The sequence below is a fragment of the Burkholderia paludis genome (assembly GCF_000732615.1).
In the GTDB taxonomy this organism is placed as follows: Bacteria; Pseudomonadota; Gammaproteobacteria; order Burkholderiales; family Burkholderiaceae; genus Burkholderia; species Burkholderia paludis.
In genome coordinates this window covers 12,142-37,456 of sequence record NZ_JPGL01000032.1, presented here as the reverse complement: position 1 = coordinate 37,456, position 25,315 = coordinate 12,142, and the positions used below count along the sequence as shown (strand labels likewise).

At 67.8% G+C, this 25,315-nt stretch carries 23 protein-coding genes; 10 read left to right on the top strand and 13 right to left on the bottom strand.

Annotated features, from left to right (window positions below):
- Window positions 1–9 precede the first annotated feature (9 nt).
- On the bottom strand, window positions 10–852 hold the full coding sequence (locus tag GQ56_RS0120885) for a peptidoglycan DD-metalloendopeptidase family protein (RefSeq protein WP_031400473.1): 843 nt from the start codon (window positions 850–852) through the stop codon (window positions 10–12).
- A 519-nt stretch (window positions 853–1,371) separates the two neighbouring features.
- On the opposite strand from GQ56_RS0120885, the gene GQ56_RS0120875 reads away from it, so the two are divergent.
- Both GQ56_RS0120875 and GQ56_RS0120870 read left to right on the top strand, forming a co-directional pair.
- Window positions 1,372–2,268, top strand: coding sequence for a LysR substrate-binding domain-containing protein (locus GQ56_RS0120875; RefSeq protein ID WP_031400472.1), 897 nt, complete (start codon window positions 1,372–1,374; stop codon window positions 2,266–2,268).
- Window positions 2,269–2,752: 484 nt separating this feature from the next.
- Window positions 2,753–4,933: a hypothetical protein gene (locus GQ56_RS0120870; protein ID WP_031400471.1), complete on the top strand. Its 2,181-nt coding sequence runs from the start codon at window positions 2,753–2,755 to the stop codon at window positions 4,931–4,933.
- A gap of 100 nt (window positions 4,934–5,033) precedes the next feature.
- Here GQ56_RS0120870 and GQ56_RS0120865 read toward each other — a convergent pair whose 3' ends face one another.
- Both GQ56_RS0120865 and GQ56_RS0120860 read right to left on the bottom strand, forming a co-directional pair.
- Window positions 5,034–5,774 (bottom strand): sulfite exporter TauE/SafE family protein, encoded by a 741-nt coding sequence (locus GQ56_RS0120865; RefSeq protein WP_031400470.1) that lies wholly within the window; start codon window positions 5,772–5,774, stop codon window positions 5,034–5,036.
- Window positions 5,775–5,906: 132 nt separating this feature from the next.
- Entirely contained in the window at window positions 5,907–6,908 is a 1,002-nt protein-coding gene (locus GQ56_RS0120860) for an aldo/keto reductase (protein WP_031400469.1), read from the bottom strand.
- A gap of 141 nt (window positions 6,909–7,049) precedes the next feature.
- Here GQ56_RS0120860 and GQ56_RS0120855 point away from each other — a divergent pair, with 141 nt between their 5' ends.
- Complete coding sequence (locus GQ56_RS0120855; protein WP_031400468.1) at window positions 7,050–7,961, top strand: LysR family transcriptional regulator; 912 nt, start codon at window positions 7,050–7,052, stop codon at window positions 7,959–7,961.
- A 36-nt stretch (window positions 7,962–7,997) separates the two neighbouring features.
- Here the strand turns inward: GQ56_RS0120855 and GQ56_RS0120850 are convergent, their stop codons facing one another.
- Window positions 7,998–9,152, bottom strand: coding sequence for a porin (locus GQ56_RS0120850; protein WP_031400467.1), 1,155 nt, complete (start codon window positions 9,150–9,152; stop codon window positions 7,998–8,000).
- Between the two features lie 381 nt (window positions 9,153–9,533).
- On the opposite strand from GQ56_RS0120850, the gene GQ56_RS0120845 reads away from it, so the two are divergent.
- Window positions 9,534–10,631, top strand: coding sequence for an OpgC domain-containing protein (locus GQ56_RS0120845; protein WP_031400466.1), 1,098 nt, complete (start codon window positions 9,534–9,536; stop codon window positions 10,629–10,631).
- A 61-nt stretch (window positions 10,632–10,692) separates the two neighbouring features.
- Complete coding sequence (locus tag GQ56_RS0120840) at window positions 10,693–11,628, top strand: alpha/beta hydrolase (protein WP_031400465.1); 936 nt, start codon at window positions 10,693–10,695, stop codon at window positions 11,626–11,628.
- A 127-nt stretch (window positions 11,629–11,755) separates the two neighbouring features.
- Here GQ56_RS0120840 and GQ56_RS0120835 read toward each other — a convergent pair whose 3' ends face one another.
- Complete coding sequence (locus tag GQ56_RS0120835) at window positions 11,756–12,970, bottom strand: FAD-dependent monooxygenase (protein ID WP_031400464.1); 1,215 nt, start codon at window positions 12,968–12,970, stop codon at window positions 11,756–11,758.
- 165 nt (window positions 12,971–13,135) lie between these two features.
- Here GQ56_RS0120835 and GQ56_RS0120830 point away from each other — a divergent pair, with 165 nt between their 5' ends.
- Window positions 13,136–14,080, top strand: coding sequence for a LysR family transcriptional regulator (locus GQ56_RS0120830; RefSeq protein ID WP_031400463.1), 945 nt, complete (start codon window positions 13,136–13,138; stop codon window positions 14,078–14,080).
- A 139-nt stretch (window positions 14,081–14,219) separates the two neighbouring features.
- Window positions 14,220–14,978 carry an SDR family oxidoreductase gene (locus GQ56_RS0120825; protein WP_031400462.1) on the top strand — a complete coding sequence of 253 codons (759 nt, stop codon included), beginning with the start codon at window positions 14,220–14,222 and terminating at the stop codon, window positions 14,976–14,978.
- Between the two features lie 92 nt (window positions 14,979–15,070).
- On the opposite strand, the gene GQ56_RS0120820 is transcribed toward GQ56_RS0120825, so the two are convergent.
- Window positions 15,071–16,282 (bottom strand): alpha/beta hydrolase family protein, encoded by a 1,212-nt coding sequence (locus GQ56_RS0120820; RefSeq protein WP_052001437.1) that lies wholly within the window; start codon window positions 16,280–16,282, stop codon window positions 15,071–15,073.
- Window positions 16,283–16,613: 331 nt separating this feature from the next.
- Between GQ56_RS0120820 and GQ56_RS0120815 the strand changes: the two genes are divergently transcribed.
- Window positions 16,614–17,276 carry a helix-turn-helix domain-containing protein gene (locus GQ56_RS0120815; RefSeq protein ID WP_031400460.1) on the top strand — a complete coding sequence of 221 codons (663 nt, stop codon included), beginning with the start codon at window positions 16,614–16,616 and terminating at the stop codon, window positions 17,274–17,276.
- A 4-nt stretch (window positions 17,277–17,280) separates the two neighbouring features.
- Here GQ56_RS0120815 and GQ56_RS0120810 read toward each other — a convergent pair whose 3' ends face one another.
- The gene (locus tag GQ56_RS0120810; RefSeq protein WP_031400459.1) at window positions 17,281–17,616 is read right to left on the bottom strand and encodes an H-NS histone family protein; all 336 of its coding nucleotides are present in this window, start codon (window positions 17,614–17,616) and stop codon (window positions 17,281–17,283) included.
- Window positions 17,617–17,904: 288 nt separating this feature from the next.
- Between GQ56_RS0120810 and GQ56_RS0120805 the strand changes: the two genes are divergently transcribed.
- The gene (locus tag GQ56_RS0120805; RefSeq protein WP_031400458.1) at window positions 17,905–18,531 is read left to right on the top strand and encodes a TetR/AcrR family transcriptional regulator; all 627 of its coding nucleotides are present in this window, start codon (window positions 17,905–17,907) and stop codon (window positions 18,529–18,531) included.
- 199 nt (window positions 18,532–18,730) lie between these two features.
- On the opposite strand, the gene GQ56_RS0120795 is transcribed toward GQ56_RS0120805, so the two are convergent.
- On the bottom strand, window positions 18,731–19,603 hold the full coding sequence (locus tag GQ56_RS0120795) for an NmrA family NAD(P)-binding protein (RefSeq protein ID WP_031400456.1): 873 nt from the start codon (window positions 19,601–19,603) through the stop codon (window positions 18,731–18,733).
- 86 nt (window positions 19,604–19,689) lie between these two features.
- Between GQ56_RS0120795 and GQ56_RS0120790 the strand changes: the two genes are divergently transcribed.
- Complete coding sequence (locus GQ56_RS0120790) at window positions 19,690–20,640, top strand: LysR family transcriptional regulator (RefSeq protein ID WP_235212724.1); 951 nt, start codon at window positions 19,690–19,692, stop codon at window positions 20,638–20,640.
- A 76-nt stretch (window positions 20,641–20,716) separates the two neighbouring features.
- Here the strand turns inward: GQ56_RS0120790 and dmpG are convergent, their stop codons facing one another.
- The 5 genes from dmpG to GQ56_RS0120765 form a co-directional block, all read right to left on the bottom strand.
- A complete protein-coding gene (gene dmpG, locus GQ56_RS0120785) occupies window positions 20,717–21,745 on the bottom strand; it encodes a 4-hydroxy-2-oxovalerate aldolase (protein ID WP_031400454.1) in 1,029 nt (342 codons plus the stop codon).
- A 4-nt stretch (window positions 21,746–21,749) separates the two neighbouring features.
- Window positions 21,750–22,682 (bottom strand): acetaldehyde dehydrogenase (acetylating), encoded by a 933-nt coding sequence (locus tag GQ56_RS0120780; RefSeq protein WP_031400453.1) that lies wholly within the window; start codon window positions 22,680–22,682, stop codon window positions 21,750–21,752.
- Between the two features lie 13 nt (window positions 22,683–22,695).
- Complete coding sequence (locus tag GQ56_RS0120775) at window positions 22,696–23,499, bottom strand: fumarylacetoacetate hydrolase family protein (protein WP_031400452.1); 804 nt, start codon at window positions 23,497–23,499, stop codon at window positions 22,696–22,698.
- Window positions 23,500–23,528: 29 nt separating this feature from the next.
- On the bottom strand, window positions 23,529–24,419 hold the full coding sequence (locus GQ56_RS0120770; RefSeq protein ID WP_200877993.1) for a SphA family protein: 891 nt from the start codon (window positions 24,417–24,419) through the stop codon (window positions 23,529–23,531).
- Between the two features lie 65 nt (window positions 24,420–24,484).
- The gene (locus GQ56_RS0120765; RefSeq protein ID WP_031400450.1) at window positions 24,485–25,303 is read right to left on the bottom strand and encodes an alpha/beta fold hydrolase; all 819 of its coding nucleotides are present in this window, start codon (window positions 25,301–25,303) and stop codon (window positions 24,485–24,487) included.
- Window positions 25,304–25,315 lie beyond the last annotated feature (12 nt).

The following is a 25,315-nucleotide window of genomic DNA, read 5'->3' as shown; positions in this document are numbered from 1 at the left end:
GGCCCCGCGTCACCCTTGCGACGAAGGCAGGTACGGCACCGGATTCACCGGCTTGCCGTCGCGCCGCACTTCGAACAGCAGCGCGACGCGCGAGTTGTCGAGGTCGCCCATCTCGGCGATCTCGTCGCCCTGGCGCACGATGTCGCCCGTCTTGACGAGCAGCTTGCGGTTGTGCGCATAGGCGGTCAGGAAATCCGCGTTGTGCTGGACGATGATCAGGCTGCCGTAATCGTTCAGGCCGGTGCCCGCGTACATCACGCGGCCGTCGGCCGCCGCGCGAACCGGGTCGCCCGGCCGGCCGGCGATCTGGATGCCGCGGTTCTGCCCCGGCCGGAACCCGTCGACGATCTTGCCGTCGGCGGGCCACTTGAGCGCGACACCGCCGGCATGCCGGCGCATTTCCTTGACGACCTGACGGTCGCTCGCGCTCGATGCCGTGACCTGCACGGCCGCCGGGCGCCCGGCCGCGTCATTGCCCGCGGTTTGCACCCCGGCCGCATCCGATGGCGGCGTCTGCCGCCTGACGATGCGCAGCACCTGTCCCGTGCGCAGCCTGCCGCGCGCGTTCAGCCGGTTCCAGCTGCGCAGGTCGGCAACGCTGCACGCGTTCGCGGACGCGATGCGCGCCAGCGTGTCGCCGCGCTTCACGACGTACTGCCGGGCGACGAGAATCGGCGCGGGCGGCATGGCCGACGCGGCGGCCGGCGATGCGGCGGACGGGCCCGACGGCGATCCGCCCGCCTGCGTGTCACCCGGCGCGGCGGATTGCGGGCCCGCGCAGCCGGCCATGACGAGCACGGCGGCCAGGCCCGGCAACCACCCCGCGTGACGATGAATCCCGCGCGTTTTCATGGACGATCCGACTCCGGTTTGACAATCTTTCAAGCATCTCAAAAACGGAACGGCCGACGTGTAACCGGATGCAAACAGTGATGACAAACGATCACGAACCGGGTGCCGGCCAGCATTGGCTACCGGTAATACGGTCCGTTCCGGAAAAACTTGATGGTTGAATCGCAGGAAAGCGGAAGGATTTTCGTTCTAAAAAACTATGACGCGACACATTTCGATAGGCATCGGACGGCACCCGCCGCGCGCGGCGGCGTTCAATGCAGCCATGCGACGCCTTCGGAACAGGCCCACGCGATGCCGATGCACAGGAACAGCAGGTGCAGCGCGATCTTGAACGACACGCCCCACGATGGATCGATCCGCATGACGGGCTCCCCGGTTGAAGTGCGCCCATGATCGGCCATCGATCCTGCCCCGAAAATGCGGAAGCGGCGAATCGGGCCTCAGGCTGTGCCTGAGACCGGGGCCGCGGTTCCCTGCTACCTTATCGGCCATTCCAATACGATCGCCCCGCCCATCATGCGTTTCGACCTGACCGACCTGCGCCTCTTCCTGAACATCTGCGACGCCGGCACGATCACGAGCGGCGCCGAGCGGACCCACATCACGCTGCAGGCCGCCAGCGAGCGCATCCGCGGCATGGAGGACGAACTGGGCGTGCCGCTGCTGCACCGGACCAAGTCGGGCGCGCAAGCCACCGACGCGGGCCGTGCGCTCGAACACCACGCGCGCACCGTGCTGCAGCAGATCGACCACATGCGCGGCGAGTTGCAGCAATACGGCCAGGGGCTGCGCGGACACATCCGCCTGCTGTGCAACACCGCGTCGCTGAGTGAATACCTGCCCGACGCGCTGGCCGATTACCTGCCGCATCATCCGAAGCTGTCGATCAGCGTCGAGGAGCGCTCGAGCCAGGAGATCGTGCATGCGATCCGCAACAAGACGGCCGAGGTCGGCATCGTCGCCGATTCGGTCGGGCTGGGCGGGCTCGAACAGAAGCCGTTCCGCGAGGACTGGCTGATCGTGGTCGTGCCGGCCGCGCATCCGCTCGCGTCGCGCGACGCGGTTTCGTTCGACGCGATCGCCGACGCCGACTTCATCGGCCTCACCGACGGCAGCGCGCTACAGGTGCATCTCGCCGATCAGGCGCGCGCGCTCGGCAAGCGCATCCGCTATCGCGTGCAGCTCAAGAGCTTCGACGCGATCTGCCGCGTGATCGCAAGCGGCGTGGGCATCGGCATCGTGTCGCGGCATGCGGCCGAGCGCGCGATGCAGACGATGGACGTGCAGCTCGTCGAGCTGTCCGATCCGTGGAGCCACCGCAAGCTGACGCTGTGCGCGCGGTCGTTCGACGCGCTGCCGAAGTACACGCGGGAGTTCGTCGCGTTCCTGTCCGGCGAAGCCGCGCCCCGGTAACGGGCGCCGCCCGCACGCGACGCCCCGTTTCATGGATCGAGTCGCCTCGATCCTTATGGATAACGTTTTCTCTTCAATATCAGTCAACAGGCGCCGCCGGACGATCCCGCAGCCTGCCGCTTCCGTGCCTGCCTTCGTCGCGACGCACCATCGCCTTCCGAAAGAAACTCCCGCTATTTCCGCACAATCCTGATTCCCTCACCCGCTCCAGCCTGATCCTCATTCGGGTTTTTCCCGGCCCGTCCGACGTGAAAGTTAATTGACATCATGCCGATCGATGCCTAAATTTGGAAAACGTTTTCCATCGTAACGGCGCGGCACCGGACACGGCCCGCGCAGGGAGAACGCTTGCCCGCTCGCGTCGTGATTCAGGCCGTCCGCCTTCAGGGATCAGGGTTGCAAGGCGGCGGCCGGGTACGGGCACCGAGCGAGGCAACAGCCGCACCCGCCCGTCCTTCATCACCATTCAAAAACTGGAGACACAATGCATCCGCGCAGCAGATTCGCGCTCGGCGCCGCGCTCAGCGCCCTTTCCGTCCTGTTCGTCAGCGCATGCGGCGGCAACGACGTGACCGCCACGCCGCCCTCGCCGACGCCGGCGCCGCCTTCCGGCTCGACGCCTGCCGCCGCGCTCGCGCCGAACTCGCTGCAGGCGCTCGTCTACGGCGCGGCCGACACCAGCGTGCCGGCCGGCACGAACGTTCCCGCCACGATGATGGGCCAGATGCGCGCGCTGTTCGACCTGATCCGGAAATCGCCCGACTTCACGCAGGTCGTGATGGATCTCGGCGACGGCACGCCGGTCCACGTGCTCGACACGAACACCGGCGACAAATTCCTGCCCGGCAAGCTCGCGCTCGGCCTGTCGTACATCCTGATCGATATGAAGGCGAAGAACGACCCGCAGTACGCGAGCTACCTCGCGACCTACCGGACGATCACGACCGCGATGATGGCGCAGTCGGGCGGCAACTACACGTATGCGAATACGTCGTGGGGCGAGTACTACTACCTCGTCGCGCTGAACAACCTGAAGGCGCACGGCATGCTCGGCGAAGCGTTCAGCGACGCGATGCTCGCGACGCTGCAGCAGCGGCTCACGTTCTGCGACATGTTCGGCCCCGACGCGAGCGGCAAGACCGATACGTGCCCGGCCGCCGGCACGCCGATCGACATCGCGTCGCTCAACACCGCGCAGAACTACTATGCGGTGTCCTACGGAATTGCCGGGCTGCGCCAGAAGCTCGGCTGGAGCAGCCCGTCGTTCGCGTCGAAGACCGATCCGTCCGTCGCGACGATGGGCGCGCGCGATGCGCTGCTGTACACGCTGACGAACCACATCCGAAACGACTCGTCGGGCGGGTTCTCCGACGAAGCGTCGAACACGCACACAACCTATTACGACCAGGCGCGCTTCGACCGCTACAGCACGCTGCTGATCGGCGAAGTGACCGAGCGCACGTTCGAGATGGGCAACGAGGCGAACCTCACGCCCGAGCTGAAGGGCTATCTGCGCAAGTCGGTCGACCTGATCCTGCCGCAGCTCAACGCGGATGGCGAGGGCTTCAACTACGGCCGCTCGATCGGCCCGTACGGCGATTCCGCGTTCATGGAAGTGCTGACGGCCGCGGCCAACGCGGGCGTGCTGTCCGACCAGGAGAAGCAGATCGCGTATGCGTTCATCTACAAGGCCGCGCAACGCTTCGATACGGTCTGGTACGACCCGACGCTGCCGACGCCGTCGGTGAACATGTGGGTCAAGGGCCGCGGCACCGACGCGTATCGCGGCAAGCCGCGCGTGATGGGCGAGAACTTCAGCCTGCTGCACCAGTACCTGTACGTAAACGCGTGGTGGAACAAGCTCGGCTTCGGCGGCAAGGCGCCGATGGCCGACGCGGACTACGGCGCATGGCTCGACGCGCTGCCGCGCTACACGCTCACCTGGTACAACCAGCCGGGCGACACCGCGCATCCGTACAACGCGGCGCTGCTCACCGTGCGCGACGGCCGGCGCGTGATCAACCTGAACCTCAGCCAGGCGCCGGACTACAACTCGTACACGCCGTACTACCCGGTGCCGTTCTCCGACAAGCTGATCTACGGCACGACCGATCTCGGCTACGCGCTGCTGGTGCCGCAGGTGACGTACAACGGGAAGACCTACATTCCCGTCACCTACTACCGGAACCTGAACGTGCAGCAGAGCAACGGCCAGGTGATCGTGTCGTTCGATACGGCGAAGTTCCGGCTTGCATCGAAGAACGCCGCGTACACGACGGACCTCGACCTGCAGGTGCATACGGTGCTGACCTTCGCGCACGGCACAATCGCGCGCAGCGATACGCTGAGTTCGGGCACGCTCGCGGGCAACCTCGCCGTCGAGACGGACTTCACGTCGTTCGCGGATTTCGCGTCGACGCGGGCGAACGGCGACGGCGTGTCGGTGACGTACGCGAACGGCGCCGCGACCGGCTATACGGCTTCCGGGTTCGACAACTGCGCGCTGTCCGCCTTCGACACGGTGAACGGGACGACGAATCCGCTGTCGACGACGCCGATCGGCCAGCTGCATTCGGACTTCGCCTGCACGACCCGGCCGTTCGCGCTCGGCGCGGGCGCGACCCGCACGTTCGGGTGGACGCTGAAGTACGCCGACCCGGCCTGAGCGGCGTGACGGCCGCCGTCCCGCGACCGCCCCCGGCCCGGATGTCGAGGCCCGGGGCGGGCCGGGGCGGCGGACGGCTCGCCCGCCGCGCGACGCCCGCTCACAGCCACCCCGACGCGCTCATATACGCGCCGAGCGCGATCAGCCCCACGAAGAAACAGCGCTTGAACGCCTTCTCGCTCATCACGCGCCGCGCATACTGCCCGCCGGCCATCCCGACCAGCGCCGGCACGAGCGCGAGCCCGGACACGCCGAGATCGACCGTCTGCAGCGCCCCCGTCACGTGCAGCTGCACGCCGAGCACGATCGTCGACGCCGTGAAGGACAGCCCGAGCGCCTGGATCAGGTCGTCCCGGGACAGCCGCAACGCCTGCAGGTACGGCACGGCGGGCACGACGAACACGCCGGTCGCGGCCGTCACGACACCCGTCAGGTAGCCGACCGCGGCCGACAGCCATCGCTCATGGCGCCCCGGCGCGGGCAGCCGTGCGGCGGCCAGCCCCCACAGCCCGTAGAGGATCAGCACCACGCCGAGCGCGGCGTGCGTCCACGTGCTGCCGGCCGCGAGCGCGGGCAGCCCGCCCGTCAGCGTGCCGATCGCCAGGCCCGCGAGCAGCGGCCACAGCCGGCGCAGCAGCGGCCCGAACGACGGGCCCAGCCACAACTGCCACACGTTGGTGATGAACGACGGCACGAGCAGCAGGCTCGCCGCGGCCGACGGCGGCATCGCGAGCGTCAGCAGCCCCATCGCGATGGTCGGCAGGCCGAGCCCGATCATTCCCTTGACCGCGCCGGCCAGCAGGAACACCAGCACGACGATCGTCAGCGTATGAATTGGCATGGAAGGCATCCCGTCAGGTCACGTCAGGTCACGTCAGGTCACGTCAGGCGCCGATGGTGCCGCTCCGCCACGCCGTCCGCCATCTGGTTTTGCCTGAGGCTGGCTCGGGCCCGCCGGATCGGGCCCCTTGCATCACCCCCGCCCGTGCTCGCTGTCGAGGTGCGCCATCTGTGCGGCCGGATAGCGCTCGCCGGCAGCCGCCCCGGCGGGAACCGCCGCTTCGATGCGAGCCAGATCATCGACCGTTAGTTGCAATTCAGTCGCGAGCAGGCCGTCCTTCAGTTGCGTGCGCTTGCGCGCGCCGACCAGCGGCACGATGTCCGCGCCGCGCGACAGCGCCCACGCGATCGCGACCTGCGCGGGATTGCTGCCCTTCTCGTCGGCGATTGCGCGCAGTGCGTCGACGAGCGCGAGGTTGTGCGCGAGGTTCTCGCCCTGGAAGCGCGGGCTCGCCGCGCGAAAATCGCGCTCGCCCTGCCGCGCCGTGCTCCAGCGCCCGCCCAGCAGCCCGCGCGACAGCACGCCGTAGGCCGTCACGCCGACACCGAGCGCGCGGCAGGCGGGCAGGATGTCGGCCTCGACGCCGCGCGACAGCAGCGAGTATTCGATCTGCAGGTCGGCAATCGGCGCGACGGCCGCCGCGCGGCGGACCGTATCGGCGCCGGCTTCCGACAGGCCGATATGGCGCACGTACCCGGCCTTCACGAGATCGGCGATCGCGCCGACCGTGTCCTCGATCGGCACGGCCGGATCGACGCGCGACGGCCGGTAGATGTCGATGTAGTCGGTGCCGAGCCGCTTCAGCGAATACGCGACGAAATTCCGGATCGCGTCGGGCCGGGCATCGTAGCCGGCGAACCCGCCTGCCGGATCGCGCAGCGCGCCGAACTTCACGCTGAGCAGCACCTGGTCGCGCGCCCGACCGCGCAGCGCGTCGCGGATCAGCATCTCGTTGTCGCCCATCCCGTAGAAATCGCCGGTGTCGAGCAGCGTGATGCCGTTGTCGAGCGCCGCGTGCAGCGTCGCGATGCTTTCGTCGCGGTCGGTCGGCCCGTAGAAATCCGACATCCCCATGCAGCCGAGCGCGATCGCCGATACCTGCGGGCCGGTGCGGCCCAGTTGACGCGTGTCCATGTTCGTTTCCTTCCGGTGGCGGGTGAATGAACCGGATTCTGGGCGCATGGCCGCGCGCGATAAACGCGAAACGCTCCACCAAACCGTTCGACGCTGATTAACAATGGAGGCTGTTCCAATCCGTCAACGCACCCGCCCCGCATGGACCATCTGCAAGCAATGCGCATCTTCGCGCGCGTCGCCCACCTCGGCAGCTTCACGAAAGCGGCCGAGCAACTCCAGTTGCCGCGCCCCACCGTCAGCAACGCCGTCCAGTACCTGGAAAAGCACCTGAAGATCCGCCTGCTGCAGCGCACGACGCGGCGCGTCGCGCTGACCGTGGAGGGCACGACCTATTACGAGCGCTGCGTGCGGCTGCTGGCCGATCTCGACGATGCGGAGACGCTGTTCGAGGACGCCGGCGCATCGCCGCGCGGCGTGATCCGCGTCGACCTGCCCGAACGCTTCGCGCTGAACCAGGTGATTCCGGCGCTGCCGGATTTCCACGCGCGCTACCCCGACCTGCGCGTCGCGATCAGCACCACCGATCGCCTCGTCGATCTCGTGGCCGACGGCATCGACTGCGCGGTGCGGATCGGCGTGCTGTCCGACACGTCGCTCGTCGCCCGGCGCGTCGGCGAGATGACGCAGATCAACTGCGCGTCGCCCGCGTATCTCACGCGTCACGGCACGCCGCGCTCGCCGGACGAACTGCCCGACCACGTCGCGGTCGGCTATTTTTCGAGCCGTACCGGCCGCGAGCTGGACTGGGAATACATGGACATGGATTCGGGCGAAATGCACGCCGTGAAGATGCGCAGCACCGTGTCGGTCAACAGCTCGCAGGCTTACCTGGCCTGCTGCGTGGCCGGCCTCGGGCTGATCCAGGTGCCGCGCGACGGGCTCGCGCCGCTGCTGGCCGACGGCTCGCTGGTCGAGGTGCTGCCGGAATGGAGCGCCGGGCCGCTGCCCGTGTCGGTGGTGTTTCCGAGCGGCCGGCATCTCGCGCCGCGCGTGCGGATCTTCGTCGACTGGCTGGCGGAAACGCTCCGCGGCACGCCCCGGACGGACTGACGACGGCCGGCGCCGGGGGCGCCGGGCGCCGCCCGATCAGAACTTGTGGCGGATCGCGGCGCGCACCGCGAACTGATTCGACGACGACGACGGGCCGTCGGTCCCGACGATGTAGCCGCCGTCGGCCGCCGTGCCGGTCTTGTCGCCGGCGACCTTCTGCCATGCGCCCTGCAGGTAGACGTCGGTGCGCTTCGACAGGCTGTAGTCGGCCATCAGGCCGACCGTGTGGTACTGCGGCTTGATCGAGCCGGACGCGGCATCGAACTTGCCGTCCGTGTACACGTACTGCGCGCCGAGATAGAAATCGGGCGTGAGCTGGTACTTGCCGTTGATCTCGAAGTTCTGGAACTTCGTCGCGGTCAGCCCGAGGCCGGCGAACGTCGAGGCCGGCAGGTAGACCGTCGACACCGGGTTCTTCATGTCGGCCTTCGTGTAGACGAAACCGATCGTGGCCGCCCCGAACGTGTAGTTGACGCCGCCGCCGAAGATCCGCAGGCGGTCGGCGATGAAGTTCGCGTCGTCGGCCGCGATCGCGCCCGCGCTGCCGGCGCCCGGATTGTTCGCCTGCAGGTACGCCGCCGCGACCTGCAGCCCGGCCAGCGAATACTGCGCGCCGAGGCTGTACTGGCGGTTGTTCGAAAAGCCCGTGCTGTTGCTGAAGCTGTAGGTGCCGCCGAACGTCAGGCCGTTCCAGTCGTTGCTCGCGTACTTGACCGTGTTGTTGACGCGGAACGAGTTGTCCGTGTTGTCGTTGTCGAACGGGTGCGAGAACAGCGTGCCGCCCCAGTTGCCGTTCGCGGTCAGCGGCGCGAGATAGTCGACGACCGAGTCGTACTGGCGGCCGAAGGTCAGCGTGCCGAAGCGGGAATCGCTCAGGCCGACGAAGGCCTGGCGGCCGAACATGCGGCCGCCCTGGCCGAGCCGCCCGTTGTTCACGTCGAAACCGCTTTCCAGCGTGAAGATCGCCTTGAGCCCGCCGCCCAGGTCCTCGCTGCCCTTCAGGCCCCAGCGGCTGCCCTGGGCGTAGCCGCTCGCGAGCTGGTAGTTCGTCTTTCCGACCCCGTTGACGTTCACGTTGTTCGTGTAATTGAAGCCCTCGTCGATCACCCCGTACAGCGTCACGCTGTTCTGGGCAAAGACCGGCGCGGCGAAAGCGGCGAGCGCGGCGGTAATAATGACGTGCTTCTTCATGACGGATCTCCGGAGCCGGGGGCCGGGCAGGTCGAGCGCCCGGCGAATGTTTGGTCTGTTGTATGTGTGGCCCGCAGGGCGGACGACGCGGTGTGCGGCCGCGTGAGGACAAAATGGTGTCACGTCGCAAACCGTCCGTCCATCGGGGTAAGTGAACCCTGCGCAAAACGTTGCGCTCGTCCAACTGCCCCGTTGCGCAGACTGCCTGACCGGGCTTATCGGCAGCGACGCGCGTGCCGGCCATCCGCGTAAACCCGATATCCCCGGCATCGGTGGCACAATGCGCATCCGTTCGTCATTTCTTCACGAAGTCATGCTTCACCCCGATTCATGCGCGGCGCGTGCCGCCCGCGCGCGCCGCCCGCGCCGGGAGCCGGGCCGATGACCGCGCCGGCCCGGGCCGGGCGCTACGCCGAACTCGATTTCTTCCGCGGCCTCGTGCTGCTCGTCATCGTCGTCGACCACATCGGCGGCAGCATCCTGTCGCGCGTGACGCTGCACGCGTACGCGCTGTGCGACGCGGCCGAGGTGTTCGTGTTCCTCGGCGGCTTCGCGACCGCGATCGCGTACAACTCGCTCGCCGAGCGGCACGACGAAGCCGCCGCGCGCCAGCGCTTCATCCGCCGGGCGTTCGAGATCTACCGCGCGTTCCTCGTGACAGCCGGCCTGATGCTGCTGATCACGGCCGCGCTGAACGCGTTCGCGATCGACGGCCCGAACATGCCGACCAACGACCTCGACGGCCTGCTCCACAAGCCGCTCGCCGCGCTGCGCGACATCCTGCTGTTCCGCCGCCAGCCGTACCTGGCGTCGGTGCTGCCGATGTACGCGTTCTTCGCGCTGCTCGTCCCGCTCGCGCTGCCGCTCGCGCGCACGCAGCCATGGCTGCTGGTCGCGTTCAGCGGATCGCTGTGGTACGCGGCGCCGCATGTCGCGCGCTTCCTGCCGACCGTCGAGGGCGCGCCGTGGGATTTCAATCCGTTCGCGTGGCAGTTCCTGTTCGTGATCGGCGTGATCGCGCGCTGCCGGCCCGTCTACCAGACGCTCGCGCCCAAGCCGCAGGGCTGGCTGCTGACGGCCGCCTCGCTCGCGGTCGTCGCGGCCGGCGCGTACTACCGGCTGCGGATCGAACCGTTCCCGACCGATCCGTCCATCAAGCAGAACCTCGGCACGGTGCGGCTCGTGAACTTTCTCGCGATCGCGTGGCTCGCGGCCAAGCTCGTGCACCTCGGCTGGATGAAGAAAGTCGCGCACGCGATGCCGTGGATCGGCACCATCGGCCGGCAGGGCCTGCTGTGCTTCGTCGCCGGCACCGGCATTTCGCTCGCGGTCGATTCGGTGCTGTACCAGGCGACCGAAGGCTACCTCGACGTGCCGCTCGGCCTGGCCGCCGACGTCGTGGCGATGGGCCTGCTGTATCTCGTGGCCAAACTCTACGGGCCGCTGGTCGCGCGGCTGCCGTTCCGTTCGCGGCGATGACGCGCCGCGCCGTCATGCGCCGCTGCTACGCTAGCCGGCATTTTTCCTGAAACGATTCGACATGCGCCGACTCGCCCTTCCGTTCGCCGTTGCCCTGCTCGCCGGCTCCATCGCCACCGCCCGCGCCACGCCGGCCGCGCCCGTCATCGCGCCCGCGCCGCCGCCGGCCGCCCAGACCGCGACGACGCCGTCGGCCGCCCAGGAGCAGCCGCAGCTCAATCCCGGCAGCAGCATCGTGCTGCGCACGTTCCGCTCGGCGGCGCTGAAGCGCGACTGGTCGTACACCGTCTACCTGCCGCCCGGCTACAACCCGGAAGGCGCGCGCTACCCGGTGATGTACCTGCTGCACGGCAACGCCGGCAACGCGAACGACTGGATCACGCAAGGCCGGCTGCAGGCCACCGCCGACACGCTGATCGAGCGCCGCGAGATTCCGCCCGTCGTGATCGTGATGCCGCAGGGCGGCACCGACTGGTACGTCGACCGCAAGGAGAAGATGCAGAGCGCGTTCCTCAACGACCTGCTGCCCGAGGTCGAGGCGCACTTCGCGGTGTCGAACCAGCGCGCGGGCCGAGCGATCGGCGGCGTGTCGATGGGCGGCTTCGGCGCGCTGCGCTTCTCGCTGCTCGAACCCGGGCTGTTCTGCGGCGCGATGCTGCTGAGCCCCGCGATCTATGCGAACGAGCCGCCGCTCAATTCCGCCGCGCGCTACGTCGGCGTGTTCGGCGACCGGCAGTTCGATCCGCGCGTGTGGCATGAACTCAATTACCCGGCGCTGATGCGCGGCTATTTCGCGCGCACCTGGCGCATCCCGATGTTCATCGCGGCCGGCGACGACGACCTGACGATCCAGGCCGAATCGAGCGTGCTGTACACCCACCTGCGCCGTGCGCAGAACCCGGCCGAGCTGCGCATCGTCGACGGCGGGCATACGTGGGACGTGTGGCGCGGGCTGCTCGGGCAAGGGTTGAAGTACGCGCTCGAATGCGTGAAATGACGGCGGACGGGCACGGTTCCGCCCATTTTGGCGGAGCCGCGCGCTAACCGGCCGGCAGCGGGCCGCAGGCTTGCGCCCCGTCCCGCCCGCGCCACGCGGGCGCACCCGTCGGGCCCGCCCCGCACGCTCAAAGCCACGTGCCGCCCTGCCGTTCGTTCGGCGCCCCGGCCAGCGCATCGAAACCGTGGATCCAGTCCAGGTGATGCAGCACGCTGTCGCGTGCGGCAAGACGCGCATTGCGCGCCTGCGCGGCCGGCCCGTCGGGCAGGTGCAGCACGTCGGCCACCGAGATCGACGCGTACTGCACCTTGCGCGTCCGGCCTCGGCGCAGGCGCTCGTACGCTTCCTGCGCTTCGCGCCAGCGCCCCGGGCCGGCCTGCGCCAGCTGCGCCGCCAGCACCACCGCATCCTCGATCGATTGGTTCGCGCCCTGCCCGTGGTGCGGCACCAGCGCATGCGCGGCGTCGCCGATCAGCGTCACGCGCCCGCGGCTCCAGCGGCCGAGCGGCGGGCGATGGAACAGCCCCCAGCGCTGGCTGACCGGCACGGCCGTGATCATCTGCACCACCGCCGGATGCCAATCACGGAACACGCGCAGTTGCTCGCCCTCTTCCGCCGGCATGACCCAGTCGCGCGACGGCCACGGCGACGGATGACGCTCGACCAGCAGGAAATTCTGGTCGCCGTTCGCGCCGATCGGATAATGCAGCAAATGCCCGTGCGGCCCGACCCAGTACTGCAGCGTTTCGGGATCGGGCAGCCGGTCGAGGCGCGCGGCGGGCACCACGCCGCGAAAACCCGAGCAGCCCGAATACAGCGCATCGTCATAGCCGAGCATCCAGCGCCGCGTGATCGAGCGCGCGCCGTCCGCGCCGATCGCGAGATCGGCGTCGACGCGCACGCCGTTGTCGAACGACAGCGTGACCCGATCGGCATGCTGCGCGAGATCGGTCAGCCGATGGCCCAGATGAATGCACTCGAGCCCGACCGCCTTCGACAGGACGGCCTGCAGATCCGCCCGATGCACGCCCCAGTACGCGCCGCCGAATTGCCGGCGATAGTCGGGATCGCCGCGATGACGGCCGATCACCGCACCGCTGCGCCCGTCGCGATAGACGAGGCCCGGGATGTCGGCGCACACCGCATCGAAGGCCGCGCGCAGCCCCATGCGTTCGTAGAAGCGCGTCGCATTGGCCGACAGCGCGACCGCCGCGCCGACTTCGCGCAGCGCGTCGGTCTGCTCGTACAGCTGCGCGTCGATGCCGTGCTCGCGCAGCGCCAGCGCGAGCGTCAGGCCGCCGATGCCGGCGCCGACGATCGCAATCCTCAGGTTCGTCTGCATGATGAAAGTGTCTCCGGTCTTCCGATGTGGGGTGAGGGTCCAGCGCGGCGTCGTGTCGAATGCATGCGCCGTACCGGTATTGTCGGAAGCGGACTTTCATCCCGCAATAAAATGACCTGAATCTGCTTCATCACCAAACGCAATGATTCACGCAAGGCGGACTCCATGGAACTGGGCGATATCGATCTCAACCTGCTGCTGCTTTTCCAGCGGCTGATGCAGGAGCGGCGCGTGTCGAGCGTCGCCGAGCAGATGAACATGAGCCAGCCGGGCGTGAGCAACGCGCTTGCGAAGCTGCGCCGCCGGCTCGGCGATCCGCTGTTCGTGCGCGGGCCCGGCGGCGTGGTGCCGACCCCGTTCGCGCTGCGCCTGGCCGAACCCGTGTCGCACGCGCTCGCGACGCTGCATGCCGCGCTCAATCCCGAGACCGGCTTCGATCCGCTGCGCGCGTCGCGCACGCTGACGATCGGCATGACCGATATCGGCGAAGTGGTGTTCCTGCCCGCGCTGCTCGAACACCTGTCGCGCGCGGCGCCGGGCATCGCGCTCAATACCGTGCGCAACACGAGCGTCAACCTCGGCGACGAAATGGCCGACGGTCGCGTCGATCTCGCGATCGGCCTGCTGCCGCAGCTCAAGGGCGGCTTCTATCAGCGCCGGCTGTTCGATCAGCGCTACGTGTGCCTGTTCCGGCGCGGGCATCCGCTCGAGGCGGCGCCGCTGACGGTCGACGCGTGGCGCGCGGCCGAACACCTCGTCGTGGTGTCGGCCGGCACCGGTCACGGGCAGGTGGACGAATGGCTGAGGCGCCGCCGCGTGCAGCGCCAGGTGCGGCTGACGGTGCCGCATTTCATGAGCGTGGGCTACATCCTGCAGCGCACCGACCTGATCGCGACGGTGCCGGAGCATCTCGCGCAGCAGCTCGCCGCGCCGTTCTCGCTGGGCTGGCGCGCATTGCCCGTCACGCTGCCGGGCGCGCCGATCCATATGCTCTGGCATGCACGGGTCAACCAGGACGAAGGAAACCGCTGGCTGCGCGCCGTGGTGGTCGACCTGTTCGCGGATTCGCCCGCGCGGCCGCGCAAGGCCGCACCCGGCCGGAAGAAATAGCCCGGGCGTTCGCGCAACCGAATGCGCGCGACCCGGCGCCCGACCGTGCGCGCCGGGGATTTCGGCTACATTGGCGAAGTGGCGGCGGCCCCGCTCGTCGGCCGCCACGCCCCTCATTCACCCAGCAGGAAATCAAGCCATGTCTGTCACGAAGAAATTCGCCGCCGTCACGGGCGCCGGTTCCGGCATCGGTCGCGCGGCGTCCGTCGCGCTCGCCGGCGCGGGCTTCACCGTCGCGCTGCTCGGACGCAACGAGGATTCGCTGCGCGCAACGGAGGAAGCGATCCGCGCCGCCGGCGGCGAAGCGCGGGTGTTCCCCGCCGACGTCACCGACGAGGCGTCGGTCGACCGCGCGTTCGCGCAGATCGCGCAGCAGTTCGGACGGCTGGACGTGCTGTTCAACAACGCGGGCCGCAACGCCCCGCCCGTTTCCCTCGACGAATACGATCTCGACGTGTGGAACAGCGTCGTCGCGACGAACCTGACCGGCGTGTTCCTGTGCGCGCGGGCCGCGTGGCGCCTGATGAAAGCGCAGACGCCGCAGGGCGGCAGGATCATCAACAACGGCTCGATCTCGGCGCACGCGCCGCGCCCCGAGACGATCGCGTACACCGCCACCAAGCACGCGGTGACGGGCATCACGCGGTCGCTCGCGCTGGACGGCCGCCCGTACAACATCGCGTGCGGCCAGATCGACATCGGCAATGCCGCGACGCCGCTGACGGAACGGATGACGCAAGGCGTCCCGCAGGCCGACGGCAGCCTCGCGCCCGAGGCGCGCATGGACGTCGCGCATGTCGCGAACGCGATCGTCCAGATGGCGAATCTGCCGCTGGACACGAACATCCTGAACATGACGATCATGGCGACCGCGATGCCGTTCGTGGGGCGCGGCTAGACGCGCGCAGCGGCCCGCACCGGGAGACCTCGCCGAACGCGGCGCGACGTCTCCCGGCCCCGGCGCGCGTCGCGCGTCACGCGGCGCGTCGCTCAGGCGAGCGCCGGCGTACGTCGCCGGACGTCGCGCTGGTCGATGCCGAGGCGCGCCGCCAGCCAGTCGCAGATGAACTCCTGCCCGAGCGTCGGATTGTCGACCTGGCAGTGCGCGGCGCCGGTTTCATCCGGATCGAACAGCCGGAGCGTCGCGTCGACGCCATGCGCCTTCGCGTATTCCCAGGTATCGGTTGCCGTCTTCAGCCCGAGCCAGTCCTCGGTGCCCTGCAGCACCAGATACGGCACCGCGATCCGGTCGATCACGCCCGCCAGGCGAAAATCCCGCGCCTTGTCCACCACGCCCTGCGGCGTCGTGCAGCCGAACACCCATTTCAGGTGTCGCCAGATGAGCCGCTCCGGCGTATCGAGCCAGCCCGCGAACAGCGACGCCATGTCGAACATCACCGAATCGGACACCACCGCGACGATGCGCCGTTCGAACGCCGCGGCGCGCGCTGCATAGACGCCGCCGACACTCGCGCCGTACAGCGCGATCCGGCCGGCATCGACGTCGCCGCGCGTGAGCAGGTAGTCGACACACGCGCCGACCGGCACCTCGGTATCGGGACGATTGACGATGCCCTGCCGGCGCAGCGTGCCGCCCTGCCCGGGCAGATCGACCAGCAGCAGCGACATGCCGCGCGTGAGCGCGTGTTTCGGCATTTCGTGGAGCAGCTCGTCCTTGTACTCGTCGAGCCCGCCGAATGCGATCACGGCCGGCGAACGCACGCCGGCGCCCGCGCACGGGATGAAATACGCATCGAGATGCGCGCCGTCCCCGTACGGGATCCGCACGACCTCGCCGGCGGGCGTCAGCCCGTCGAGATAGCGATGCGAGCAGCGTTCGACGCTGTCGAACGTATCCCGCCGCCGCGCGTCGTCGTGCGCCAGATAGAACTCCGACGACCGGTAGTAGTTGGCCGCGCGCAGCCAGTTGCTGCTCGCGGTGCGCAGGAAGCCGCGCTCGAACGCGTCGAGCGCGCGCCGCTCGCTGGCCTGCGCGAGCACCTGCCATTCGCGATACCAGCTCTCGGTGTCGCCCGGCGTCATCCGCGACGCCGCGCGAAAGCATTCGCCGATCAGGCTCGCGCCCTCTTGCGCCCCGCCCAGCGTGCGCGCGAACTGGAAACTCAACTCCGGCTCGCCGGGCCACTGCACCCAGCCTTCCGCGCGATAGGCGCCCGTCATCCCGTCGTCCTGCCGATTCATGTCATGCCCTCCGATATTACCGATACGTAAATTTCCGGCCGTGCGACCGCGTCGCAACATGGGTTTCCCGTCATCATGTGTGCGGCATCGCGTCCCGACGGCCGGGGCGAGATGCGTCGCGCCCCCGGCTCTTGAATTTACATATACGTAAATTCAAGAGCCGAAAAAACGAGGCATCGAGGGTGCCCCGTCCTTGTCGCGCCAACGCCCGGGAAGTGTACGCCGCGATGACGGGCCACGACAAGCGTCATGCGTCTCGTCGCCCGGATTCGTGCCGATGCGGTATATTACCGTTACGTATCGGTAAAAACCTTCTCCCCGGTGGACGTTCATGAGCAAGAAAACCCGCGTTGCGTCGCTGCTGTCGGCGCTGCCGCTCAAACCGCGACGCCGCGAGCCGCTGCAGGTTCCCGCCGACCAGATCGGCCAACGGCTGCGCGCGCTGCGCCAGTCGCGCGATCTCACGCTGAACGAGGCAAGCCGGCTGACCGGCGTGCCCGCGGCGACGTTTTCGCGCATCGAGACGAACAAGATGTCGCCGACCTTCGGTGTGCTGCACCGGATCATCGAAGGCATGGGTTTCGACTGGCGCGACGTGCTGACCAGCCAGCCGCGCCATCGCGCTTCGCTGAGCGTCAACCGCGCGGAAGACATCGTCACGACGCGGATCGCCGGCATTCCGTACGAGTATGCGCTGCTGCATCGCGACAGTTCGGCCGGGATGATCACGCTGCGCATGCAGGTCGACGCGCGCACCGTGGAAGAAGCCGGCGGGCTCGCCGGCCACGAGGGCGACGAGTTCTGCTATGTGCTGTCGGGCGAACTCGAGCTGCACTTCGAGCACGGCGAGCCGACGCGGCTGCGGGCCGGCGAAAGCGCGCTGTTTTCGTCGCATCGACCGCATGCCTACGTGGCGCCGTCGCCGGACGGCGCGATGCTGCTCGTCGTGCTGACGCCGCCGGGCCACGCGCAGGCGAAAGCCGTGTCGCCGTAGCGCGTCATTCCGCCTTGGCTTTCCTGCCGACGGGCGGCGGCTTGCGAACGACGAACTGCCGGCGGTCCTTGCCGCGAATCCAGAGCGGCGCGTTGCCGCGCCCGCTCCACTCCTTCCCGCTATCAGGATCGCGATACCGCACCGGCAGCGTTTTCACGACGTACGAGCCCCGGCGGCCGTTGCGGCCGATCAGGTCACGATGCTTGATCGCATACGTGTCCATCAACGAGTGAACCTTCTCGATCGCATCGACGCGTTCGCGCGCACGGGCGCGCTCGATTTGCTCGTCCAGTTCGGCCAGCTCGACAACGAGCTGCGCATAGGTCTTGCTCACGCTCATCTTCTGCTTCCTGCCCCGCTTCCGCATGAGAACCGACATGATTCGCATGACTAACAGACTGTCTCACGATGCGCCGCAAGGGCAGGCATTCCCCTGCCCGCCAGGCGACGCGCTCCGTGAACCGACGCCGCGGCGGCAACGTCACGCCGAACGATCGTCCGCACGAGGCCAGCCCCGCACGTGAACAGTCGGATGCACAATCGCGCGCCGCATTTCACATATCAAGTGATATCTGAAATACAATCGTAATGGTATCTATCTCAAATATCAACTGATATCCTTCCGGCCATGACCACGGCACCCCTTCCCGCGCGGCCGAGCCGCGAAGAAAGTCGACTGCAGACCCGCGCCCATTTGCTGGCCGCGGCGAAGCGGCTGTTCGTCGACCGCGGGTTCGGCGCCACGTCGCTCAGGGATATCGCGGCCGAGGCCGGCTATACGCAGGGCGCGTTCTATTCGAATTTCGCGAGCAAGGAGGCGTTGTTCGTCGAACTGATGCGGGAGCGTTCAAGGACGCAGGTGGAAGATATCGCCCGGGCACTGGGCGACCCGTCCGCGTCCGGCGACGACATCCTGAACGCGCTGGAAGTCTGGTCGCGAACCGTCGACGCCGAACCCGAGTGGTCGGTGCTGGGCGTCGAGTTCAAGCTTCAGGGGCGACGCAACCCCGCGTTCGCGACGGCATCGCAGGCGTTGCTCGATTCGCATCGCGATGGCCTCGCCTGTTGCATCGAACAGATTTTCGCGAGGATGAAGAAGGTGCCGCCCGAATCGCCGACCGTACTGGCCGTCTCGTTCATGGGCCTTTCGCAGGGGCTGTCGCTGCAGCAGTCGATCCTGTCCGAGGTGCCGATCGGGCGCATGATCATGGTGTTCCTGCGCAGCCTGCTGGCTGCTGCGGCGCCGGTGCGCTGACCGGCCAGGTCACGGGCGGCAGGGAAATCGCCGGCGCCGCGATGAAGCCGGATCGCGCGCGACACCGTTCGAGCCGTTGCGGCCGTTCGGCGTGCCCGACGGCGCCCGGCGCCGCCGGGCCGTTCTCGCGTGCGCCGACCGCCCGCCATATCCGTGCGCATCGTCGCGACGACGATGCGCCGCACACGAATGTCCGTCGTCACACGCTCGCGATCGCCTCGGCGACACGTTCGAACGGCACGCGCCCCTGACGAAGCTCGATTGCGTCATCGCTCCCGAACGCGATATGGCCGCTGTTCAGCCCGTGATTCAGCTCGATGAATCCGTCGATTGCCGCGCTCGAGAACGGATTCATCGCGAGTACGCCGGCCCACGCGGCAGGTTCGAGCGCCAGCGCCCGCACCGGCCGACTCAGCACGCGTGCCAGGATTGCCGCGATGTCCGCGGGCGAATACGCAGCCGGCCCCGCCAGGCCGATCTTGCGGATGCCCGCCCAGTCTTCCAGCAACAGGCTTGCCGCGGTGCGGCCGATGTCCTCGGTCGCGACCATCGGAATCGCGCGCTCGACCGGCGCGAGCAGGCTCGGCAACACGCCCTGCGCGCGAGCCGGACCGACGACGCGCGCCCAGTTCTCCATGAAATACGCGGCGCGCAGGAACACGACCGGGACGCCCAGCTCCGCCAGCCGCTGCTCGGCCGTGCGGTTGGTCTCGATCACGCCGGTGCCGCCGGCCCGATCCGCACCGACCGACGACAACAGCACGATTTTCGGCAAGCCCGCCGCGCGGGCCGCTTCGGCGACGGCGCGCGCCGTCACGTCCGCGTGTTCGAACAGGTTCTCCAGCGCATAGTTGGGCGGCTTGACCAGATACGCGCCGCGCGCGCCGGCGAATGCACGCGCCAATGCGGCGGCGTCGGCCAGATCGGCGACCGCCACCTGCGCGCCCTGCGCGGCCCAGCCCGCCGCCTTCGCGGCATCGCGCACGACCACCCGAACCGGCACGCCCGCATCGATCAGCGCCTGGGCCGCGACGGCCCCCGTGCGCCCCGTTACCCCCGTGACAACGTACATGTGCTCTCCCGACAGCCGCTCCAACCGTTGGAGCGATGGCTTCGATGATGTACGCTGGCCATCCATAACTCAAATGCATACCGATCATGTCCAGCATGCACGAAGTGGATTTGCGCACCGTCGACCTGAACCTGCTCAAGCTGCTCGATGCGTTGCTCACGGAGCGCAGCGTCACGCGCGCCGGCGTGCGGCTCGGCCTGACCCAGCCCGCCGCGAGCCGCGCGCTGGGCCGCCTGCGCACGCTGCTCGACGATCGCGTCGTCGTCCGCACGCCGAAGGGGCTCGAATTCACGCCGCGTGCGGCGTCGCTCGCGCTGCGCGTGTCGCGCGTGCTCGCGGAGGCGGCCAGCATCGTCGCGCCGGCGATCTTCGATCCGGCAGGCGCGCGCGGGCAATTCTCGATCGCCAGCCTCGACCACCTGGCGCTGACGCTGATTCCGGACGTGAATGCGCGGCTGTCACGGCGTGCGCCCGGCATGGATCTCGAGGTGCCGCCGTCACGCGGCAACAACGCCGCACTCGTGACGGACGGCACGGCCGGGATCGCGCTCGGCGCGTTCGACGACGATACGTTGCCGGCCGGCATCTATCGCCGCAAGCTCTACGACGACAGTCTGGCCTGCATCGTGCGCAACGGGCATCCGGCCCTCTCGGCGCGGCTGACGCCGAAGCGTTTCGCGGCGCTGTCGCACGTGCTGGTGACGATCGGCGGCCGCGGCGGCGAACGGGTCGACGCTGCGCTCGCGCGGCAGGGGCTGCAGCGGCGGATCGCGATGCGCCTGCCGCATTTCCTGGCGGCGCCGATGGTAGTCGCGAAAAGCGACATGACACTGGTGCTGCCGCAACGTCTTGCGCGGCATGTCGCGTTGTCGATGCCGGTCGCGCTCGTGAAGCTGCCGGTCGAGGTGCCGTCTTTCACGGTGTCGATGATCTGGCATGAGCGCACGCACGACGATCCCGCGCATCGGTGGCTGCGGCAGCAGGTCGTGGAGGTCGCGCAGGAGATGGAATCGCGGGCGTCGCCACCGGCGCCTTGACCGCCCGCCTTCCATCCGCCGCACCGTCCGGCGCGACGCGCACGCGGGACGGCCCGGCCTTGCACCGGGCCGACGGCTACGCGGACGCGGCGCGCTCGAGGAGGTCCAGCGCCACGTCCACGATCATGTCCTCCTGCCCGCCCACCATCCGGCGCTTGCCGAGTTCCACGAGAATGTCGACCGGCTTCAGGCCGTACTTCTTCGCGGCCACTTCCGTGTGACGCAGGAAGCTCGAATACACGCCCGCATAACCGAGCGCGAGCGTCTCGCGATCCACGCGCACCGGGCGGTCCTGCAGCGGGCGCACGATGTCGTCGGCGGCGTCCATCAGCGCGTACAGATCCGTGCCGTGGTTCCAGCCCATGCGTTCCGCTGCCGCGATGAAGACTTCAAGGGGGGCATTGCCCGCCCCCGCCCCCATGCCCGCGAGCGACGCGTCGATTCGGTCGCAACCCTCTTCTACCGCGACGATCGAGTTCGCCACGCCCAGCGAGAGATTGTGGTGCGCGTGCATGCCCGTCTGCGTTTCCGGCTCGAGCGCGGCCTTCACTGCGCGGAAGCGGTCGCGCACGTCGTTCATCGTGAGGGCGCCGCCGGAATCCACCACGTAGATGCAGGTCGCGCCGTAGCTTTCCATCTTCTTCGCTTCGACGGCGAGATTCTCCGGCGTCGTCATGTGGCTCATCATCAGGAAGCCCACGGTGTCCATCCCGAGTTCGCGCGCATACTCGATGTGCTGCTTCGAGATATCGGCCTCGGTGCAGTGCGTGGCCACCCGTACGATACGCGCGCCGGCGCCGTACGCGGCCTTCAAGTCGTGGATCGTGCCGATGCCGGGCAACAGCAGCGTCGCGATCCGCGCGTGCGTGACCACGTCGGCCACGGCCTCGATCCATTCGAGATCGCTGTGCGCGCCGAATCCATAGTTGAAGCTCGATCCTTGCAGGCCGTCGCCGTGCGCGACCTCGATGCTGTCGACCCTGGCCCGGTCCAGCGCCCGCGCGATGTCCTGCACGTTCCGGATCGAGTATTGATGGCCGATCGCGTGGCTTCCGTCGCGCAGCGTCACGTCGGAGATATAGAGCTTCCCGTTCGGTTGGTTCATGGCCTTAAACTCCTTGCGCCATGCGCTCGGCGGTGGCGAGCGCGGCGGACGTCATGATGTCGAGGTTGCCCGCATAGGCGGGCAGATAGTGCGCGGCGCCCTCCACTTCGAGGAACACCGACGTCTTCAGGCCGCTGAACCTGCCGAGGCCCGGCAGGTTCAGCGGCGCATCGGCGGGAATCTCGTCGAACTGCACCTTCTGCTTCAGGCGGTAGCCGGGCACATAGGCGTTCACCTTCGCGACCATCTCCTCGATGGACTGCTCGACCTTGTCGCGGTCGGCCGGCTCGGACAGCGTGTAGACCGTGTCACGCATCATGACCGGCGGCTCGGCCGGATTGAGCACGATGATGGCCTTTCCCTTCTCGGCGCCGCCCACCGCCTCGATCGCCCGGGAAGTCGTCTCCGTGAATTCGTCGATGTTCGCCCGCGTGCCCGGGCCCGCCGACTTGCTGCTGATCGACGCGACGATTTCCGCGTAGTGCACCTTGGTCACGCGCGACACCGCGGCGACCATCGGAATGGTCGCCTGCCCGCCGCAGGTCACCATGTTGACGTTGAGCGCCGCGAGGTGAGCGTCGACGTTCACGACCGGCACGCAGTACGGACCGATGGCCGCCGGCGTGAGGTCGATGACGCGCATCGAGGGCTTGAACGTGCGCAGCAGCGCGTCGTTCTTCACGTGCGCGCCGGCCGAGGTGGCGTCGAACACGAAGTCGATCTCGCTGAACCCGGGCAGGTTCGTGAGGCCGACGACGCCTTCGTGGGTGGTCGCGACGCCGAGCCGCGCGGCGCGCGCGAGACCGTCGGAGGCCGGATCGATGCCGACCATCGCCGCCATCTCCAGATGCTTGCTGTTGCGCATGATCTTGATCATCAGATCCGTGCCGATATTGCCGGAGCCGATGATCGCGACCTTGAGTTTTTCGGAAGCCATGGGAATTCCTGTATCAGGCGGAGAAAGTCGCGCGTACGCTGCCGAGGCCGTCGATCTGCGCGAGGTAGGTGCCGGGTTCCGTCACGGCGACCATCGGGCCGAGCGCGCCCGTCAGCACCACGTCGCCGGCGCGCAGCGGCGTGCCGAGCTCGACCATGCGGTCGGCGAGCCACACGGCCGCGTTGAGCGGATTGCCGAGACAGGCAGAGCCGCTTCCGCGCGAAAGGACGTCACCGTCGCGCGACAGCGTCATCGCGCAGGCCGTCAGATCGATCTGCGAAAGCGGCACCTGCCGGCTGCCGATCACGAAGCGGGCGCTCGACGCGTTGTCGGCCACCGTGTCGATGAAGCGGATGTCCCAGTTCCGGATCCGGCTGTCGACGACCTCGACGGCCGCCACCGCGCAGGCACTGGCCGCGACGATATCGTCGAACGTATGCCGTTCGCGCGTGAGGTCGTGCGCCAGCACCAGTGCGATTTCCGCTTCCACCTTCGGCTGGATCAGTTCCGACAGCGCAATCGGCTGATCGTCGCCATGCGTCATGCTCGCGAACAGCGCGCCGAAATCGGGCTGGTCGACGCCCAGCTGCTGCTGCACCGCAAGCGACGTGAGGCCGATCTTGCGGCCGACCAGCCGCTCGCCCGCCTCGATGCGGCGGGAAACGTTGAGCTGTTGAATCGCGTAGGCGAACTCGACGGCGGACATGCCGCTGTCGCCGCCCGGGAATTGCTCGCGTATCGGCCCGGTCGGCGTGCGGTGCGATTCCGCGATGCACAGTTCATTCGCAATGGCGCGAATGACCTCGTCAGTACTCATTGTGTACTCCTTTGAAAACCTGTCTTTTCCTAGAATGGCACGACCGCCTTCAGCCAGACGCTGCTGCCGTCCGGACGGTTGCGAACCATCGCTTCCTTGATGAATCGACCTTCGATCGAGAAGTGCTTCGCCTGGTAGCGGATACCCGGGCCGACGCCGAGCACCCGCCCCTTGAATCCGTCCGGCGCGACCGCGACGCCGCCCACCGTGTCGTTCGCCAGTTGCTGCATGTAATACCCCTCGACGGCGAGCGCCAGTTGCGGCAGCACGTTGTAGCCGATGCTGTAATCGGCGGCGAAATAGTCTCCCGATCGATAGTCGGTATCGTTGTTCCGGGTATTGATGGTGTATGAGAATTTCGTCGAAATATCGAATCCGTTCGGATCCAGATACGAAAATCCGCCCATCGGCCGGAACGAGTAATAGTGGTTGCCGAGATTCGCGAGACGGGTCTTGTCATAGGCCCCCGTCGGCGTCACCACTTCAGCGGCGACCGCCCAGTGAAAGTTTCCCCGATGCCATGACAGCAACGGCGCGAAGACACTGTCGCCCAGCCCCGTGCGGCTGTCGTGACGGCCTCCGGCGCTGATGCTGAGGGTCGTCAACGGGAACAATGCGTAGAACCCGAGCAGGCCGCCTGCAATCGTCCTGTCCGTCATGTAGACCAGTCGCGGCGCGATCGTATTGGCATGCACGCCGAAGCCCGGAATCATCGAATTTCCATCGTTTCCGGAAAACCGGCTCGCGTTGTAGGTGTTGTAGTAAATCAGCCCGTAAAACCCCGGGGGCGGAAGCGCGCCGGCCTCGAACCCTTCCGCACCCAAACCCACTGTCTGCCCTCCATTCTCGGTTGCATGGGCCGATACCGCACACAGGATTGCCGCCGCAACGGCAACCCGCCGCACCTCTTTCGTCGTCAAGATTTGTCTCCAATATTTGAATTTATGCGCGACTGCTTTTAGTTATTCGTTCGGTACCGCGTCCTTCATTCCGATATGAAGTCCTTCACGAGTTTCGCGAATCGTTCCGCGTGCTCGATCTGCGCCCAGTGTCCGCACTCCCCGAAAACGTGGAGTTGCGCATGCTCGAGCCAGTTGAACAATGTCAGGGAAGCTTCCAGCGGCACGACGCGATCCTCGCGGCCATGAATGATCAGTGCGGGCATCTTCAATTGCCGCAGGCTTTCCTCCGTGTTGGCCATGCTGTCGACCCACCGCTGGCGCGGCGCCGGAAACATCGACGCGAACGATTCCTGAAAGCCGGGCTGGATGCTTGCCCGATAGCGCAATTCGGCGAGTTCGTCGGTTACCAGCGTACGGTCGTAGGCAAAGATGTCGAGGATCCCGCGCATGTTCTCGCTCGACGGCGTGTATCCCCACACCGCATCGAGTCCCGGCGTCAGCGTGAACGGCGCGCCTGCACTTCCCATGAGCACCAGTTTCCTCACACGCGCCGGATAGCGGATCGCGAACGCCAGCGAGATGCCCCCGCCGAACGAGTTCCCGACCAGGTCAACCTGCTCGACGTCGAGCGCATCCAGCAAATCGGCAAGTTGCCGCACCCATGCGTCGATGCTGTGAACCTGCCCCGGAATGCGCTCCGTGAAGCCGAATCCCGACATGTCCGGTGCGATGACGCGCGCATGCTCCGCAAGCTTCGGCATCAGGAGACGCCAGTTCGCCCACGCCGTCACGCCGGGCCCCGATCCATGGATCAGGACGATCGGAAAGCCTTCGCCAAGGTCGTGATAGTTCGTGTCGAACGAGCCCGTGCGAATGCTGTGTGCAATTTCGATACTTTTCATGATGACATCCCG

Bases quoted from the DNA above. Each gene is read 5' to 3' on its own strand.
- GQ56_RS0120885 (WP_031400473.1), bottom strand. From the start codon at position 852: ATGAAAACGCGCGGGATTCATCGTCACGCGGGGTGGTTGCCGGGCCTG.
- GQ56_RS0120875 (WP_031400472.1), top strand. From the start codon at position 1,372: ATGCGTTTCGACCTGACCGACCTGCGCCTCTTCCTGAACATCTGCGAC.
- GQ56_RS0120870 (WP_031400471.1), top strand. From the start codon at position 2,753: ATGCATCCGCGCAGCAGATTCGCGCTCGGCGCCGCGCTCAGCGCCCTT.
- GQ56_RS0120865 (WP_031400470.1), bottom strand. From the start codon at position 5,774: ATGCCAATTCATACGCTGACGATCGTCGTGCTGGTGTTCCTGCTGGCC.
- GQ56_RS0120860 (WP_031400469.1), bottom strand. From the start codon at position 6,908: ATGGACACGCGTCAACTGGGCCGCACCGGCCCGCAGGTATCGGCGATC.
- GQ56_RS0120855 (WP_031400468.1), top strand. From the start codon at position 7,050: ATGGACCATCTGCAAGCAATGCGCATCTTCGCGCGCGTCGCCCACCTC.
- GQ56_RS0120850 (WP_031400467.1), bottom strand. From the start codon at position 9,152: ATGAAGAAGCACGTCATTATTACCGCCGCGCTCGCCGCTTTCGCCGCG.
- GQ56_RS0120845 (WP_031400466.1), top strand. From the start codon at position 9,534: ATGACCGCGCCGGCCCGGGCCGGGCGCTACGCCGAACTCGATTTCTTC.
- GQ56_RS0120840 (WP_031400465.1), top strand. From the start codon at position 10,693: ATGCGCCGACTCGCCCTTCCGTTCGCCGTTGCCCTGCTCGCCGGCTCC.
- GQ56_RS0120835 (WP_031400464.1), bottom strand. From the start codon at position 12,970: ATGCAGACGAACCTGAGGATTGCGATCGTCGGCGCCGGCATCGGCGGC.
- GQ56_RS0120830 (WP_031400463.1), top strand. From the start codon at position 13,136: ATGGAACTGGGCGATATCGATCTCAACCTGCTGCTGCTTTTCCAGCGG.
- GQ56_RS0120825 (WP_031400462.1), top strand. From the start codon at position 14,220: ATGTCTGTCACGAAGAAATTCGCCGCCGTCACGGGCGCCGGTTCCGGC.
- GQ56_RS0120820 (WP_052001437.1), bottom strand. From the start codon at position 16,282: ATGAATCGGCAGGACGACGGGATGACGGGCGCCTATCGCGCGGAAGGC.
- GQ56_RS0120815 (WP_031400460.1), top strand. From the start codon at position 16,614: ATGAGCAAGAAAACCCGCGTTGCGTCGCTGCTGTCGGCGCTGCCGCTC.
- GQ56_RS0120810 (WP_031400459.1), bottom strand. From the start codon at position 17,616: ATGAGCGTGAGCAAGACCTATGCGCAGCTCGTTGTCGAGCTGGCCGAA.
- GQ56_RS0120805 (WP_031400458.1), top strand. From the start codon at position 17,905: ATGACCACGGCACCCCTTCCCGCGCGGCCGAGCCGCGAAGAAAGTCGA.
- GQ56_RS0120795 (WP_031400456.1), bottom strand. From the start codon at position 19,603: ATGTACGTTGTCACGGGGGTAACGGGGCGCACGGGGGCCGTCGCGGCC.
- GQ56_RS0120790 (WP_235212724.1), top strand. From the start codon at position 19,690: ATGTCCAGCATGCACGAAGTGGATTTGCGCACCGTCGACCTGAACCTG.
- dmpG (WP_031400454.1), bottom strand. From the start codon at position 21,745: ATGAACCAACCGAACGGGAAGCTCTATATCTCCGACGTGACGCTGCGC.
- GQ56_RS0120780 (WP_031400453.1), bottom strand. From the start codon at position 22,682: ATGGCTTCCGAAAAACTCAAGGTCGCGATCATCGGCTCCGGCAATATC.
- GQ56_RS0120775 (WP_031400452.1), bottom strand. From the start codon at position 23,499: ATGAGTACTGACGAGGTCATTCGCGCCATTGCGAATGAACTGTGCATC.
- GQ56_RS0120765 (WP_031400450.1), bottom strand. From the start codon at position 25,303: ATGAAAAGTATCGAAATTGCACACAGCATTCGCACGGGCTCGTTCGAC.